This is a genomic window from Hydrogenophaga laconesensis (assembly GCF_031457235.1).
In the GTDB taxonomy this organism is placed as follows: domain Bacteria; phylum Pseudomonadota; class Gammaproteobacteria; order Burkholderiales; family Burkholderiaceae_C; genus Hydrogenophaga; species Hydrogenophaga laconesensis.
Genome location: NZ_JAVDWE010000011.1, coordinates 57,153 through 70,646 on the forward strand (window position 1 = coordinate 57,153; position 13,494 = coordinate 70,646).

The 13,494-nt window shown below is 65.9% G+C and carries 13 protein-coding genes; 8 read left to right on the forward strand and 5 right to left on the reverse strand.

Annotated elements, in window-relative coordinates:
* Window positions 1-17: 17 nt before the first annotated feature.
* Entirely contained in the window at window positions 18-1,175 is a 1,158-nt protein-coding gene (gene rodA, locus J2X09_RS18365; protein WP_204734613.1) for a rod shape-determining protein RodA, read from the reverse strand.
* Between the two features lie 25 nt (window positions 1,176-1,200).
* Between rodA and J2X09_RS18370 the strand changes: the two genes are divergently transcribed.
* The 8 genes from J2X09_RS18370 to J2X09_RS18405 all read left to right on the forward strand — a co-directional run bounded on the left by J2X09_RS18370 (window position 1,201) and on the right by J2X09_RS18405 (window position 9,386).
* Window positions 1,201-1,809 carry a YqiA/YcfP family alpha/beta fold hydrolase gene (locus tag J2X09_RS18370; protein WP_204734614.1) on the forward strand — a complete coding sequence of 203 codons (609 nt, stop codon included), beginning with the start codon at window positions 1,201-1,203 and terminating at the stop codon, window positions 1,807-1,809.
* Window positions 1,810-1,833: 24 nt separating this feature from the next.
* Window positions 1,834-3,906, forward strand: a complete 2,073-nt coding sequence (locus J2X09_RS18375; protein WP_204734615.1) for a ribonuclease catalytic domain-containing protein — start codon at window positions 1,834-1,836, stop codon at window positions 3,904-3,906.
* Window positions 3,907-3,940: 34 nt separating this feature from the next.
* Window positions 3,941-4,810, forward strand: a complete 870-nt coding sequence (locus J2X09_RS18380) for an energy transducer TonB (RefSeq protein WP_310308974.1) — start codon at window positions 3,941-3,943, stop codon at window positions 4,808-4,810.
* A gap of 13 nt (window positions 4,811-4,823) precedes the next feature.
* A complete protein-coding gene (locus J2X09_RS18385) occupies window positions 4,824-5,570 on the forward strand; it encodes a transglycosylase domain-containing protein (RefSeq protein WP_204734617.1) in 747 nt (248 codons plus the stop codon).
* A complete protein-coding gene (locus tag J2X09_RS18390; protein ID WP_204734618.1) occupies window positions 5,567-6,184 on the forward strand; it encodes a lysophospholipid acyltransferase family protein in 618 nt (205 codons plus the stop codon). Before J2X09_RS18385 ends, J2X09_RS18390 begins: the two co-directional genes overlap by 4 nt.
* Window positions 6,185-6,269: 85 nt before the next feature.
* Entirely contained in the window at window positions 6,270-7,262 is a 993-nt protein-coding gene (locus J2X09_RS18395; protein WP_204734619.1) for a phosphatidate cytidylyltransferase, read from the forward strand.
* Between the two features lie 11 nt (window positions 7,263-7,273).
* The gene (gene ruvC / locus J2X09_RS18400) at window positions 7,274-7,822 is read left to right on the forward strand and encodes a crossover junction endodeoxyribonuclease RuvC (protein WP_204734732.1); all 549 of its coding nucleotides are present in this window, start codon (window positions 7,274-7,276) and stop codon (window positions 7,820-7,822) included.
* A 4-nt stretch (window positions 7,823-7,826) separates the two neighbouring features.
* Window positions 7,827-9,386 carry a PAS domain S-box protein gene (locus tag J2X09_RS18405; RefSeq protein WP_310308977.1) on the forward strand — a complete coding sequence of 520 codons (1,560 nt, stop codon included), beginning with the start codon at window positions 7,827-7,829 and terminating at the stop codon, window positions 9,384-9,386.
* A gap of 13 nt (window positions 9,387-9,399) precedes the next feature.
* Here the strand turns inward: J2X09_RS18405 and J2X09_RS18410 are convergent, their stop codons facing one another.
* From J2X09_RS18410 to ftsA, 4 genes are all read right to left on the reverse strand, one after another.
* Window positions 9,400-9,552: a hypothetical protein gene (locus J2X09_RS18410; protein ID WP_204734740.1), complete on the reverse strand. Its 153-nt coding sequence runs from the start codon at window positions 9,550-9,552 to the stop codon at window positions 9,400-9,402.
* Between the two features lie 33 nt (window positions 9,553-9,585).
* Window positions 9,586-10,509, reverse strand: a complete 924-nt coding sequence (gene lpxC, locus J2X09_RS18415) for a UDP-3-O-acyl-N-acetylglucosamine deacetylase (RefSeq protein WP_204734621.1) — start codon at window positions 10,507-10,509, stop codon at window positions 9,586-9,588.
* A gap of 375 nt (window positions 10,510-10,884) precedes the next feature.
* Entirely contained in the window at window positions 10,885-12,093 is a 1,209-nt protein-coding gene (gene ftsZ, locus J2X09_RS18420) for a cell division protein FtsZ (RefSeq protein ID WP_204734622.1), read from the reverse strand.
* A gap of 168 nt (window positions 12,094-12,261) precedes the next feature.
* On the reverse strand, window positions 12,262-13,491 hold the full coding sequence (ftsA, locus tag J2X09_RS18425) for a cell division protein FtsA (protein ID WP_204734623.1): 1,230 nt from the start codon (window positions 13,489-13,491) through the stop codon (window positions 12,262-12,264).
* Window positions 13,492-13,494: the final 3 nt, after the last annotated feature.

Consider the following 13,494-nt stretch of genomic DNA (forward strand, 5'->3'; position numbering starts at 1 on the left):
CTTGGCCATTGCAGTGCCTAGGACTGCATCAGCCGCTTGGATTTGGCGATCGACATCAGGATGCCCAACCCCACGCCCAGCGTCACCATGGCGGTACCACCATAGCTCACAAACGGCAGCGGCACGCCCACCACCGGCAGGATGCCGCTCACCATGCCCATATTGACAAAGGCATACACAAACACGTTGAGCGTGACCGCCGCCGCCACCAGTCGCGAAAACTGGGTGGGTGCCTCCACGGCAATCAGCAGGCCACGCACAATGAGGAAAATGAAGCCCGCCATGAGCCCGAGCACACCCATGAGCCCAAACTCCTCGGAAAAAGCGGCATAGATAAAGTCGGTGGTGCGCTCCGGAATGAACTCCAGATGCGTCTGCGTCCCCTGCATGAAGCCTTTGCCCCAGAGCCCGCCTGAACCGATGGCGATCATGCCCTGGATGATGTGGAAGCCCTTGCCGAGCGGGTCCTTGGACGGGTCGAGCAGCGTGCAGACACGCTGTCGCTGGTACTCATGCAGGATCTGCCAGTCGACCCCGGGCGCGCACATCTGCGGCTCCATGATGATCAAGGCCACCACGCCAATCGCACCCAGCACCACAGGCGGCAGGATCAGCTTCCAGCTCAATCCGGCGAAGAAGATCACGCACAGCCCGGACGACAGCACCAGCAGCGAGGTGCCCAGATCGGGCTGCTTGAGGATGAGGGCCACGGGCATGGCAAGCAGCACACCCGCCACCACGAAATCCAGGGACTTGAGCTGGCCTTCACGGCGGTGGAACCACCATGCCAGCATCAGCGGCATCGCGATCTTCATGAGCTCGCTTGGCTGGATGACGGTCACACCGATGTCCAGCCACCGCTGCGAGCCCTTGCGCATGATGCCAAACACCTCCACGCCGAGCAGCAGGAGCACCCCCACGGTGTACAGCGGCAGCGCGAGCGACATCAGGCGCTGCGGTGGCACCTGCGACACGATGAACATCAGCCCGAGCGCCAGGGCCATGTTGCGACCGTGCGCGGAAAACCGGGTGCCATGGTCGAAGCCCACCGAGTACATGGTGATCAGGCCAGCGCCGGCCATGAGCAGGATCGCGAACAGCAGCCACCCATCAAACCCCTGAAAGATCGGGGCGATGCGCTGCAGCAGGGTGGGTTTGTCGAAGACGGCGGCCATGTTGGGCCCCGATTATCCTTCCCCCATGAAACCCGCCACCACCCACCTCCTGTACCTGCATGGTTTTCGCTCCTCGCCGCAGTCGATGAAGGCGCAGAAGGTGGCCGTGCGCATGCGGACGCGGCACCCGGGGGTGGTCTGGTGGTGCCCCCAGTTGCCGCCATCGCCACGCGAGGCGATGGCCCTGGTCCTTCGTGACATCGAAGCCTGGCCGCGGGACACCATGGCGGTGATGGGCTCATCCCTCGGTGGCTTCTATGCACGCTGGGTGGCGCTGCAGAACGGCTGCCCGTCAGTGCTGCTCAACCCGGCCCCTTTTCCGGCCCGCGACCTCGCCAACCACATCGGTGAGCAGACTGCGTGGCACGCTCCCGAGGAGCGCTTTTTCTTCGAGCCAGGCTTCGTGGCCGAGCTGCAGGCACAGCAGGACGACATCGACCGACTCTCGGCCGTGGCACCAGCCACGCCGGAACGCCAGTTCGCCATCGTGGCCAAGGGTGACGAGGCGCTGGACTGGCGCGAAATGGTGGCTTTCTGCGCGGGCGGCACGATTCGCCTGCTGGAAGGCGGCGATCACGCGATCAGCGACTTCGACGCCCATATCGACGACCTGTTCCGTTTCCTGGATCTGTAGCGCATGCGTGGGACAATCCCGCGCATGCATATCCTGTTTGATGAAGCCGGCAAGCTGCTGACCGGCCGTCTCCTGTCCGAAGCCGAAAGTTCCCTGCAGGTCGAGCTCGAATCGGGCAAGCGCGTCAAGGTCAAGGCGCCCCACGCGCTGCTCCGTTTCGAGAAGCCCGCCCCCAGCCAGTTGATGTCTGCCGCCACCGCGCTGGCCGACACCATGGAGCTCGATCTGGCGTATGAATTTGCGCCCGAGGACGAGTTCGGTTTTGCCGATCTCGCCCACGAGTACTTCAGCGACAACGCTGGCACCACCGAGCAGGTCGCGGCGCTGTTGTGCCTGCAGGGCGCTCCGCACTACTTCCGCCGGGCCGGCAAGGGCCGCTACAAGAAGGCCCCGCCCGAGATCCTGGCCCAGGCGCTGGCCGCGATCGAGAAAAAGAAGCAGGTGCAGGCGCAGATCGAGGCCTGGGCCGCCGAACTGGCCAGCGGCACCTGTCCCGAGCCGGTGCGCCAGCAGCTTTACAAAATCCTTTTCCGGCCCGACAAGAACGCGCCCGAATACAAGGCCGTGGTGGAGGCCGCACGAAGCAGCCACACCGCGCCGTTGACGCTGCTCCAGAACGCCGGCGCGATCCGCAGCGCCTACCAGTTCCACTGGCAGCGCTTCCTGTTCGATCAGTTTCCCAAGGGCACCGGATTCCCCGCCTTGCAGGCACCGGGGATTGCCGACGAATTGCCGCTGGCGCCAGTGCAGGCTTTCTCCATCGACGATTCGGCCACCACCGAGATCGATGACGCCCTGTCGCTGCAGGGCCTGGGCAGCGGCAGTGTCACGCTGGGCATCCACATCGCGGCACCTGGCCTGGCTGTGGCTCCTGACAGCGTCATCGACCAGGTCGCGCGCACGCGGCTGTCCACCGTCTACATGCCCGGCCACAAGCTCACCATGCTCCCCGATGACGTGGTGCAGGCCTACACGCTGCAGGCTGGGCGCGACTGTCCCGCCGTGTCGCTCTACGTGACGTTCGACGAAACCACGCTGGCGGTCACCGAGAGCCGCACCGCGCTCGAACGCGTGCCGATCGCCGCCAACCTGCGCCACGATCAGCTCGACTCGGTGATCACCGAAGCCTGGCTGACCGGCGAAGCGCCCACCGGCGGTGCCTCCGCCGAGGTCGCGGCGCTGCAGCCATCACTGGCCTTCCTGTTCCGGCTCGCCCTGCACCTGAAAGCCCAGCGCGAGGTGGTGCGTGGCAAGCCAGAGAACTTCACGCGGCCGGACTACACCTTCCGGCTCGAAGGCGTGGATGGCGAGGCGCCCCAGGGCGACGAAAGCGTCGTGATTGGCACCCGCAAGCGCGGTGCGCCGCTGGACCTGATGGTCGCCGAAGCGATGATCCTGGCCAACAGCACCTGGGGCACCTGGCTGGCCGATTGCGGCGTGCCCGGCATCTACCGCAGCCAGGCCAGCCTGCAACCCGGCGTGAAGGTGCGCATGGGCACCAAGGCCCAGCCGCACGCGGGCATCGGTGTCAAGAGCTATGCCTGGAGCACATCGCCCCTGCGCCGCTACGTCGACCTGGTCAACCAGTGGCAGATCATCGCCTGTGCCCGCCATGGCAAGACCGCTGCGCTCGCCGCACCGTTCAAACCCAAGGACGCCAGCCTGTTCTCCGTCATCAGCGCCTTCGATGCCGCCTACACCGCCTACAACGGTTTCCAGAATGGCATGGAGCGCTACTGGACGCTGCAGTACCTGCGCCAGCAGGACATCACCGAAGTGACCGCCACGCTGATCAAGGACAACCTGGTCCGCGCCGACACGCTGCCACTGGTGCTGCAGGTGCTGGGCGCCGAAGGCCTCCCCCGGGGCGCCCATGTGCGGGTGAGGCTGGGCGAAATCGACGACATCACGCTCGACGTCCACGGCACTGTCATCGAACGGCTGGACCTCCCGGTGGAGGACGTGGAGGAGAACGCCAGCGAGGATACCGAGGACGAGGCACTGGCCGCAGCACCGCTGGCGCTCGCCATCGACGTGAACGAGCCCGATGCGGAAACCGCCCAGTCCCCCCAAACGCCCGGCCCGGCAGCCGGTTGATGCCGGGGCGGCACCCAGCGCGGATAATGCCCGCGTGAAGTCGTCTGCCCTGTCCTATCTCAAGAAGCTGAGCACACTGCAGCTGGCACTGGGGGTGTCGGTCATCGTCCATGCCGCCCTGCTCACGGTGCGCTTCGTGGACCCTGAGCGCTTCAACCGTGTGTTCCAGGACACGCCGCTGGAAGTGATCCTCGTCAATGCCAAAGGCAACGAGCGACCCGAGAAGGCGGCGGCCATCGCGCAGGCCTCGCTGGCCGGCGGTGGCGATGCGGAACGCGGCCGGGCCACTTCACCCCTGCCGCCATCCACCGTGGCGCGTATCGGCGATGCCCACGAGGAGGACGAACGCACGATCGAGATGCTGCGCGAGCAGCAGAATCGCCTGCTCGCCCAGGTGCGGCGCGAACTCGCCAAGATGCCGCCACCCGACCCCGAGTCGGTTAACCCCAACGAAGCCTCGTCGGAACGCGAACAGAAACGCCGCGCGCTGGTGAAGATCCTGGCCGAGATCGAGAAGCGCATCAACGAGGAAAACGCCCGTCCCAAGAAGCGGTACATCAGCCCCGCCACGCGCGAGGCGGTCTACGCCATCTACTACGACGAGCTGCGCCGCAAGATCGAGGACCGGGGCACCACCAACTTCCCCGAAGCCGGCGGGCGCAAGCTCTACGGCGAGCTCACGATGACCATCACGGTCAACCACGACGGCGCCGTGCTCGACACCGAGGTGGTGCAGCCATCGGGCATCTCGCAGCTGGACCGCCGTGCCCAGGCCATCGTTCGCAGCCTGTCCTTCGGCCGCTTCAACGACGCCATGCGGCGCCAGGCAGACCAGATCGTGGTCGTCTCGCGCTTCCGCTTCACGCGCGACGAAACGCTGCAGACGCAGCTGTCGGGGCAATGATCCGCCGCGCCGCATGAAATCGTTCGGTCGCTGGATCCTGTGGTTGCTCCTCGCTGGTGTGGCCCTGCAGCTGTTCTTCCTGGCGCGCATCGCGCTCATGGTTGCCGTCGACCCCACCAGCACCGCCTTCATGCGCTCCGAAGCCTGGCGCATCGCTGGCACCAGCCTTCAGTCCGACAAGGAGTGGCGCTGGTCGCACCGCTGGGTGCCTGACGAACAGATCAGCCCCCTGCTCAAACGTGCGGTGATCGCGTCCGAAGACGCAGGTTTTTTTGAACACAGAGGGGTGGACTGGGGCGCCATCGAAGGCGCCTGGCAAAAAAACGAGCGGCGCCAGCAGCAAGCCGAAAAGCGCGCCACACGCCAGCCCTCCCAGCCCGCGCGTGAGCCCAAGGTGGTCGGCGGCTCGACGATCACGCAACAGCTCGCCAAAAACCTGCTGCTGTCGGGCGAACGCCAGTTGCTGCGCAAGGGCCAGGAACTGGTGCTCACCATCATGCTCGAGCTCGTGCTCGACAAACGCCGCATTCTGGAGATCTACCTCAACAGCGTGGAATGGGGCGAGGGCGTCTTCGGCGCCGAAGCCGCGTCCCAGCGCTATTTCAACAAGCCGGCCAGCAAACTCAACGCCCACGAAGCCGCACGGCTGGCGGTGATGCTGCCCTCGCCCAAGTTTTTCGAAACCCGCCAGGGCTCGGCCTACCTGGCACGGCGCACCGGCACCATCGTCGCACGCATGGGCGGGGTGGTGCTGCCATGAACCTTCGCGCCACGTTCATGAGCGTCCTCCTGCTCGGCCTGGTGCGCCTGCTCACCGGCGCACAAGCACGCTGGCACGGATGTCCGCCCAAGGCCGAACAGCGCATCTACTTCGCCAACCACCAGAGCCACGCGGACCTCGTACTGATCTGGGCCGCCCTGCCGCACGAACTGCGCAGCATCACGCGGCCGATCGCGGCCAAGGACTACTGGACCGCCTCGAACTTCAAGCGCTGGATCACCACGGAGGTGTTCAACGCAGTCTATGTGGAGCGCGAACGCAAGGGCGACGAAGACCCGCTGGCCCCCCTGGTGCAGGCACTTGACAGCGGCGACTCGCTGATCCTGTTCCCCGAAGGCACCCGCGGTCACGAGGAAGACCCGCAGCCATTCAAGTCGGGCCTCTACAACCTCGCGCTGCGGTTTCCTGGTGTGGTACTGGTGCCGGCCTGGATCCACAACGTGCAACGCGTGATCCCCAAGGGCGAGGTGGTGCCGGTGCCGGTGCTGTGCTCGGTCACCTTCGGCGAACCGCTGGTGCTTGGCGCCGAAGAGCCGCGTGCCGATTTCCTCAAACGCGCACGCGAAGCCGTCATGGCATTGAGAGAAATATGACCCCCCACACTCTTCACTTCGTGTATTCGTTGCCCCCCGAGGGGGTGGCGACCGCCCTCGGGGCGGCCCGGCGGACGGCCATCTGATGGGCTCCTTCCTCCGCGGCCTCACCCCCGACCAGCAGGTCAGCCTGGTCTTCGTGGTGCTGTTCGGCCTGCTGATCATCGCCAGCGGCGTGGGCGTGCTGCTGTCGCTGCGCGAGCGCCGCTCCGGGGACGACGACATCACCGGCGAGCGGGCCTTGCGCCTGCAGGACAACCAGGCGCTGCTGCGCAGTTCCTGGATGATGATGCTGGTGTTCTGGTTCGGCTGGGTCATGGGCGAGGGCTTCGCCATCGTGCTGTTCGGCGTGGTCTCTTTCTTCATACTGCGCGAATTCATCAGCCTCTCGCCCACGCGCCGGGGAGACCACCGCAGCCTGGTGCTGGCCTTCTTCGTCGTGCTGCCCTTGCAGTACGCGCTGGTCTGGACCGAGCGCTTCAACCTCTTCACCGTGTTCATCCCGGTCTACGTGTTCCTGGCAATCCCCGTGGTGAGCGCGCTGGGCAACGACCCCCAGCGCTTTCTGGAGCGCAACGCCAAGCTGCAGTGGGGCATCATGGTCTGCGTGTATGGCATGAGCCATGTGCCGGCCCTTCTGTTGCTCAACTTCCCTGGCTTCGCGGGCAAGACGGCCTTCCTGGTGTTCTTCATCGTGCTCGTGGTGCAGACCTGCATGCTGGTGCAGCACCTGGCCGCACGTGGCCTGCGCCACCCGGTGGCCCCTGCCATCAGTGGCAGTTTCCACTGGCGCAGCTGGGCGCTGGGCCTGGCGGCAGGTGGCCTGCTTGGCGCGGTGCTGTCGGGCTTCACGCCGTTCAAGCCCTTGCCTGCCCTGGCCATGGCGCTGATCGCCTGCGTCGCGGGCAGCTTCGGGCATCTCGTCATGAAAGCCATCAAGCGCGACCGTGGCGTCACCCACTGGGGCCTCGCCGGCCGCTCGGTCACCGGCGCCAGCGGCTTGCTGGACCGCGTGGACGCCCTGTGCTTCGCCGCACCGGTCTTCTTCCACTCGGTGCGCTGGACATTCGATCTTTGAAGACATCCAGCATGCGCATCCTCGGCATCGACCCCGGCCTGCAATGCACCGGTTTTGGCGTGATCGACACGGAAGGCGCAGCCTTGCACTACGTGGCCAGCGGCACCATCCAGACCAGCCCCAAGGACGGCGCCCTGCTGCCCGAACGGCTCAAGATCCTGTTCGATGGCATCACCGAGGTGGTGGCGCGCTACCAGCCCGAAATGTCGGTCTGCGAAATCGTGTTCGTGAACGTCAACCCGCAGGCCACGCTGTTGCTGGGTCAGGCGCGCGGCGCCTGCCTGACGGCCTTGGTGGCCAACCGGCTACCGGTGGCGGAATACACCGCGCTTCAGCTGAAAAAGGCCGTGGCGGGCAACGGCAAGGCAGGCAAGCCGCAGATGCAGGAGATGGTCAGGCGGCTGCTGCAACTGCCCGGATTGCCCGGCAAGGATGCCGCCGACGCCCTCGGCCTGGCCATCACGCACGCGCAGGTGAGCCGCACGCTGTCGGCGATCAACAAGGTGTCGCCGCAACAGGCGCGCACGCACGCTGCCTACAAAGCCGGCCGGGTGTACTGAAATGATGAACAACCGCATTCACCGGGTCGGCCTGGGGGCGGGACTTGCCATCGCCTTCACGGCCCTGTCGGTGCTGCTGACGCTGAGCCTGACCCTGTTCAGCGACCGGGCCGCCAGCAACCAGGTGCGCGAGTCCATTGGTGCCAATCTGTCGGAGCTGGCGCAACAGACGGCCAGCAGGCTGGACCGTTCGATGTACGAGCGCTTTCGTGAGGTGCGCCTGCTCACCGAGCGGCTGGGTGGCGGGCTCCCACCCGAACGGGGACGGCAGGAAATCGAAGCACTGCAAAAGAGCTATCCCCACTACGCCTGGATCGGTGTGACCGATACCGCCGGTGTGGTGCGCACCGCCACGCGCGGCATGCTGGAAGGGGTGGACGTCTCTGCGCGTCCGTGGTTCCGGAATGCGCTGGCCGGCCGCCCCATGAGCGACGTGCACGACGCGGTGCTGCTCGCACCGTTGCTCGGCCCTTCCGGGGGTGAGCCGCTGCGCTTCGTCGACATTGCGTTTCCCCTCAAAGACACCTCTGGACAAACCACGGGAGTTCTCGGTGTGCACCTGTCCTGGAAATGGGCGAACGACATCCGCGACACCATCTTCGCCTCCGTGACCCGCCACCGCACCGTCGAACTGCTGATCGTCTCGAACACCGGCTCCGTGCTGCTGGGCCCCACTGGCGTGCAGGGCACGACGCTGCAGTTGCCCAGCCTGGAGGCCGCCGGACGGGGCGTATCCGGACACTCGAAGGAGACCTGGCCCGACGGCAAGACCTACCTGGTGGGCTACAGCCATGACGCAGGGTTCGATGGCTACCCGGGCCTGGGCTGGCGGCTGCTGGTGCGCCAGACGCTGCAGGAGGCCTATGAACCGGTGAACCAGTTGCACCGGCGCCTGCTTGCCGGCGGGTTGGCTGGTGCGTTGCTGTTCTCGCTGCTCGGCTGGCTTGCCGCCCGGCTGATCACACGCCCGCTGCAGAACCTGACCGACGTGGCCCGCGGCATCGAGGCGGGCTACGCGGTGAAAGCCCCTGCCGAAGCGGCCTACCGCGAGGTGGCCGCACTCGGACAGGCATTCAACTCGCTGGTCAAGAGCCTGCAGGAGAACGAAGCGGAATTGCGCCACAGCAACGCTGCGCTGGAGCGGCGGGTGAGCGAACGCACCGCCGAATTGCGCGAAGCGTTGGACGACGTGCGCGCCAACGAGGAACGTGTGCAGACCGTGATCGACACCGCGCAGGAGGCCTTCATCGGCATGGACTTCGACGGCTGCATCACCGACTGGAACAACGAAGCGGAGAAGCTGTTCGGCTGGAAGCGCTTCGAGGTGCTGGGCCAATCGTTGGCCGACACGCTGCTGCCCGAGCGCTTCCACACCACCTTCGTGCAGGCGCTGGCCCACTTCCACACCACAGGCAAGGCCCCTTTCACAGGGCAGCGGATGCGTCGCACGGTGGTGAACCGGCAGGGCCGCGAGATGGTCGTGGAAATGAAGATCGGACTGATCCACACCACCGAGGTGCAACTGTTCAGCGCTTTCGTGCGACCCGTGAACGACGCCCGCTGAGCGCCGGCCGCTTCTACAGCAGGCGTTCGAGCGCAAGCACGCCGAAGAAGCCGAGGGCCGCGATGACCGTCCACTTCAGGATCACGATGCCCCAGGTGCGGTAACGCGCCTGGCCGGTGCCGATGTAGAAGGCAAAGCACACACCCGCCGCCAGCAGCAGGAGCATGACAGTCCATCGGAACAGCAGCATCGGAACGACTTACCAGGCCGGCGCGAGCTGGGCGAAGCCTCGCGGCGCTTCGCGCTCATGCTGGAAGCTCACGACCTCATAGGCGTCGGGCCGTTCCAGCAGGGCGCGCAGCAACTGGTTGTTCATCGCGTGGCCGCTGCGAAAGGCGCTGTACGCGGCCAGCAGCGGTTTGCCGACGATGTAGAGATCGCCGACGGCATCGAGGATCTTGTGCTTCACGAACTCGTCCTGGTAACGCAGGCCATCGGCGTTGAGCACCTTCACGTCGTCCATGACGATGGCGTTGTCCAGCCCGCCGCCCATGGCCAGGCCGTTGGAACGCATCATTTCCACGTCGCGCGTGAAGCCGAAGGTGCGTGCACGGGCGATCTCGCGGGCGTACTGGCCACTGCCGAAATCGAACTCCACGCGCTGGCCGGTGGAGTTGACGGCGGGGTGATCGAACTCGATTTCGAACGCCAGCTTGTAGCCGTGGTAGGGGTCCAGGCGCGCCCACTTGAGCGTGCGGCCCTCACCTTCGCGCACTTCCACCGGCTTGATGACGCGGATGAAACGCTTGGGCGCGTTCTGCATCACGATGCCGGCGCTCTGAAGCAGGTACACGAAGGACGCCGAAGAACCGTCGAGGATGGGGACTTCCTCGGCGGTGATGTCGACGTAGAGGTTGTCCAGGCCGAGACCGGCGCAGGCGCTCATGAGGTGCTCGATGGTGTGCACCTTCACGCCGCCGTTGGAGATGGTGGAAGCCAGGCGGGTGTCGGTCACCGCCATGGCGTTGACGGCGATTTCGACAGGGGCCGACAGGTCGACGCGGCGAAACACGATGCCGGTATCCGGTCCGGCGGGGCGCAGCGTCAGTTCCACACGCTGGCCGCTGTGCAGCCCGACGCCAACCGCCTTGGTCAGGGATTTGAGGGTGCGTTGCGCGAGCATCCGTGAATTGTAGGTTTCGGGGCGTCGGAACATGGTTAAGAAAGGTGATGACCTTGATAGCGGGTGTTTTTCTCCGACTGCAACGGTCATCGGCGACCGGGTATCCGGCTCCGCGGCTGTCCCCCGGTCGGCTTCGCCACCCTCCTCCTTTCATGCCGCTGCGCCGGATACCCGATCACCGATGACCTCAACGTTTGAACCACCTGATCCACGGATACGGCCTGGCTGGTGGACGCCGGGCGCTCTGCGCAGCGACATAAAGGAGGAGGCGGCCTCCGGCCGCCGGGGGACAGTCGCGGAGCAGAGTGCCCGGTGGCCACGAGCCCGCGAGGTGCAGGCGAGAAACCCCCAAAAGCACTCAGCTCCGAGAAAACCTCAGTCCGCCTGCTTGCGCAGGAAAGCCGGAATCTCGAAATCGTCCATGCCACCGGAAGCCAGCGCGTCCACCTTGGCCGCGGCTTGCGTGCGGTTGGTGCGCCAGACGCTGGGCACGGCCATCGAGTTGTAGTCCGGCTGAGCAGCACCCGGGCCACCCACGGCAGCATTCACGGTCGGCACATTGAACGGCACGTTGTCGGTGCCGGTGCGCAGCACCTGCAGCGGAGGCGCCGTGCGGCGCGCCCCCTGGCGGGACAGACCCGTGGCCACCACGGTCACGCGCATCTCGTCGCCCAGGTTGTCGTCGTATGCGGCGCCGTAGATCACATGCGCCTCAGGCGAGGCGTAGGCGCGGATGGTGTTCATCGCCAGCTTGGATTCGGACAGCTTGAGCGAACCCTTGGCCGCCGTCACCAGCACCAGCACACCCTTGGCGCCCGACAGATCGATGCCTTCCAGCAGCGGGCAGGCCACAGCCTGCTCGGCGGCGATGCGCGCGCGGTCCGGGCCAGCGGCCACGGCCGTGCCCATCATCGCCTTGCCAGGCTCACCCATCACGGTGCGCACGTCCTCGAAGTCAACGTTCACGTTGCCGTACTCGTTGATGATCTCGGCGATACCACCCACGGCGTTCTTGAGCACGTCGTTGGCATGGGCGAAGGCCTCGTCCTGCGTCACGTCGTCGCCCAGAACTTCCAGCAGCTTCTCGTTGAGCACGACGATCAGCGAGTCCACGTTCGCCTCGAGTTCGGCCAGGCCGCTATCGGCATTGGTCATGCGGCGGCCGCCTTCCCAGTCGAAAGGCTTGGTCACCACGCCCACCGTCAGGATGCCCATTTCCTTGGCCACGCGCGCGATCACGGGTGCCGCACCAGTGCCCGTGCCACCGCCCATGCCGGCGGTGATGAACAGCATGTGCGCACCGGCGATGGCTTCGCGGATGTCGTCCACGGCCACTTCGGCCGCCTCGCGGCCCTTCTCGGGCTTGCTGCCGGCGCCCAGGCCGCTGGTGCCCAGCTGGATGGTCTTGTGTGCCGCGCTGCGCGAGAGCGATTGCGCGTCGGTGTTGGCGCAGATGAATTCCACGCCCTGCACGCTGCGCGTGATCATGTGCTCGACCGCGTTGCCGCCGCCACCGCCCACGCCGATGACCTTGATCTGCGTGCCCTGGTTGAATTCTTCGACTTCGATCATTTCGATGCTCATTGGGATGCTCCTTGTACTGTGTCTGTTGCCTTGATGCCGGCGATAAGCGAGAAGTTCATTGGGGTGAGGATGCGGGTCATCCGGGGGGCCCGGTGTGTTCGGCACACCGGCCTCGTCGTCGTCGACATCGGCCCAGGGAGAAGCGCATGGCGTGGCGAGCGAGTTTCATCAGAATGTCCCCAGGAACCAGTTCTTGACCCGCTCGACCGCACCCTGCATCGAGCCCGCTTTCTGTGCCACCTTGTGGCCACGCACGCGCGCCAGCCGCGCTTCCTCGAGCAGGCCCATCACCGTGGCCGCACGCGTCTGTGCCACCATGTCGGACAGGGCACTGTGATAGTTCGGAATGCCACGGCGCACCGGCTTGAGGAAGATGTCCTCACCGAGCTCGACCATGCCAGGCATCACCGCGCTGCCGCCGGTGAGCACGATGCCCGAGGACAGCATCTCCTCGTGGCCCGAGTCGCGCAGCACCTGCTGCACCAGCGAGAAGATCTCCTCCACGCGCGGCTCGATCACGCCCGCCAGCGCCTGGCGGCTGAGCATGCGCGGGCCCCGGTCGCCCAGGCCGGGCACTTCCACCTGCGTGTCCGGGTCGGCCAGCAACTGCTTGGCGCAACCGCTTTCCACCTTGATGTCCTCCGCGTCCTTCGTGGGGGTGCGCAGTGCCATGGCGATGTCGCTGGTGATCAGGTCGCCCGCGATCGGGATCACCGCCGTGTGGCGGATCGCACCGCCCGAGAAGATGGCCACATCGGTCGTGCCCGCGCCGATGTCCACCAAGGCCACGCCGAGTTCCTTCTCGTCATCCGTGAGGATCGCCTGGCTGGATGCCAGCGGGTTGAGCATCAGCTGATCGACCTCCAGGCCGCAGCGGCGCACGCATTTGATGATGTTCTCCGCCGCGCTCTGTGCGCCGGTGACGATGTGCACCTTGGCTTCGAGACGGATGCCGCTCATGCCGATCGGCTCCTTCACCTCCTGGCCGTCGATCACGAATTCCTGCGGTTCCACCAGCAGCAGGCGCTGGTCGGTGGAAATGTTGATGGCCTTGGCGGTCTCGATCACTCGCGCCACGTCGGTCGCGCTGACCTCGCGGTCCTTGATGGCGACCATGCCACTGGAGTTGATGCCCCGGATGTGGCTGCCGGTGATGCCGGTGTACACCCGCGCGATGCGGCAGTCGGCCATCAGCTCGGCCTCTTTCAGGGCCTGCTGGATGCTCTGCACCGTCGCGTCGATGTTCACCACCACACCGCGCTTCAAGCCATGGCTGGCCGACACGCCCAGGCCCGCGAGCTTGAGTTCGCCGTTGGTCTGGACCTCAGCGACCACCACCATGATCTTGGCGGTGCCGATGTCGAGTCCGACCACCAAATCCTTGTATTCCTTGGCCATGAT

Bases quoted from the DNA above. Each gene is read 5' to 3' on its own strand.
- ftsZ (WP_204734622.1), bottom strand. From the start codon at position 12,093: ATGAGCATCGAAATGATCGAAGTCGAAGAATTCAACCAGGGCACGCAG.
- ruvC (WP_204734732.1), top strand. From the start codon at position 7,274: ATGCGCATCCTCGGCATCGACCCCGGCCTGCAATGCACCGGTTTTGGC.
- J2X09_RS18395 (WP_204734619.1), top strand. From the start codon at position 6,270: ATGGGCTCCTTCCTCCGCGGCCTCACCCCCGACCAGCAGGTCAGCCTG.
- J2X09_RS18390 (WP_204734618.1), top strand. From the start codon at position 5,567: ATGAACCTTCGCGCCACGTTCATGAGCGTCCTCCTGCTCGGCCTGGTG.
- rodA (WP_204734613.1), bottom strand. From the start codon at position 1,175: ATGGCCGCCGTCTTCGACAAACCCACCCTGCTGCAGCGCATCGCCCCG.
- ftsA (WP_204734623.1), bottom strand. From the start codon at position 13,491: ATGGCCAAGGAATACAAGGATTTGGTGGTCGGACTCGACATCGGCACC.
- J2X09_RS18375 (WP_204734615.1), top strand. From the start codon at position 1,834: ATGCATATCCTGTTTGATGAAGCCGGCAAGCTGCTGACCGGCCGTCTC.
- J2X09_RS18385 (WP_204734617.1), top strand. From the start codon at position 4,824: ATGAAATCGTTCGGTCGCTGGATCCTGTGGTTGCTCCTCGCTGGTGTG.
- J2X09_RS18405 (WP_310308977.1), top strand. From the start codon at position 7,827: ATGAACAACCGCATTCACCGGGTCGGCCTGGGGGCGGGACTTGCCATC.
- J2X09_RS18410 (WP_204734740.1), bottom strand. From the start codon at position 9,552: ATGCTCCTGCTGCTGGCGGCGGGTGTGTGCTTTGCCTTCTACATCGGC.
- J2X09_RS18370 (WP_204734614.1), top strand. From the start codon at position 1,201: ATGAAACCCGCCACCACCCACCTCCTGTACCTGCATGGTTTTCGCTCC.
- lpxC (WP_204734621.1), bottom strand. From the start codon at position 10,509: ATGCTCGCGCAACGCACCCTCAAATCCCTGACCAAGGCGGTTGGCGTC.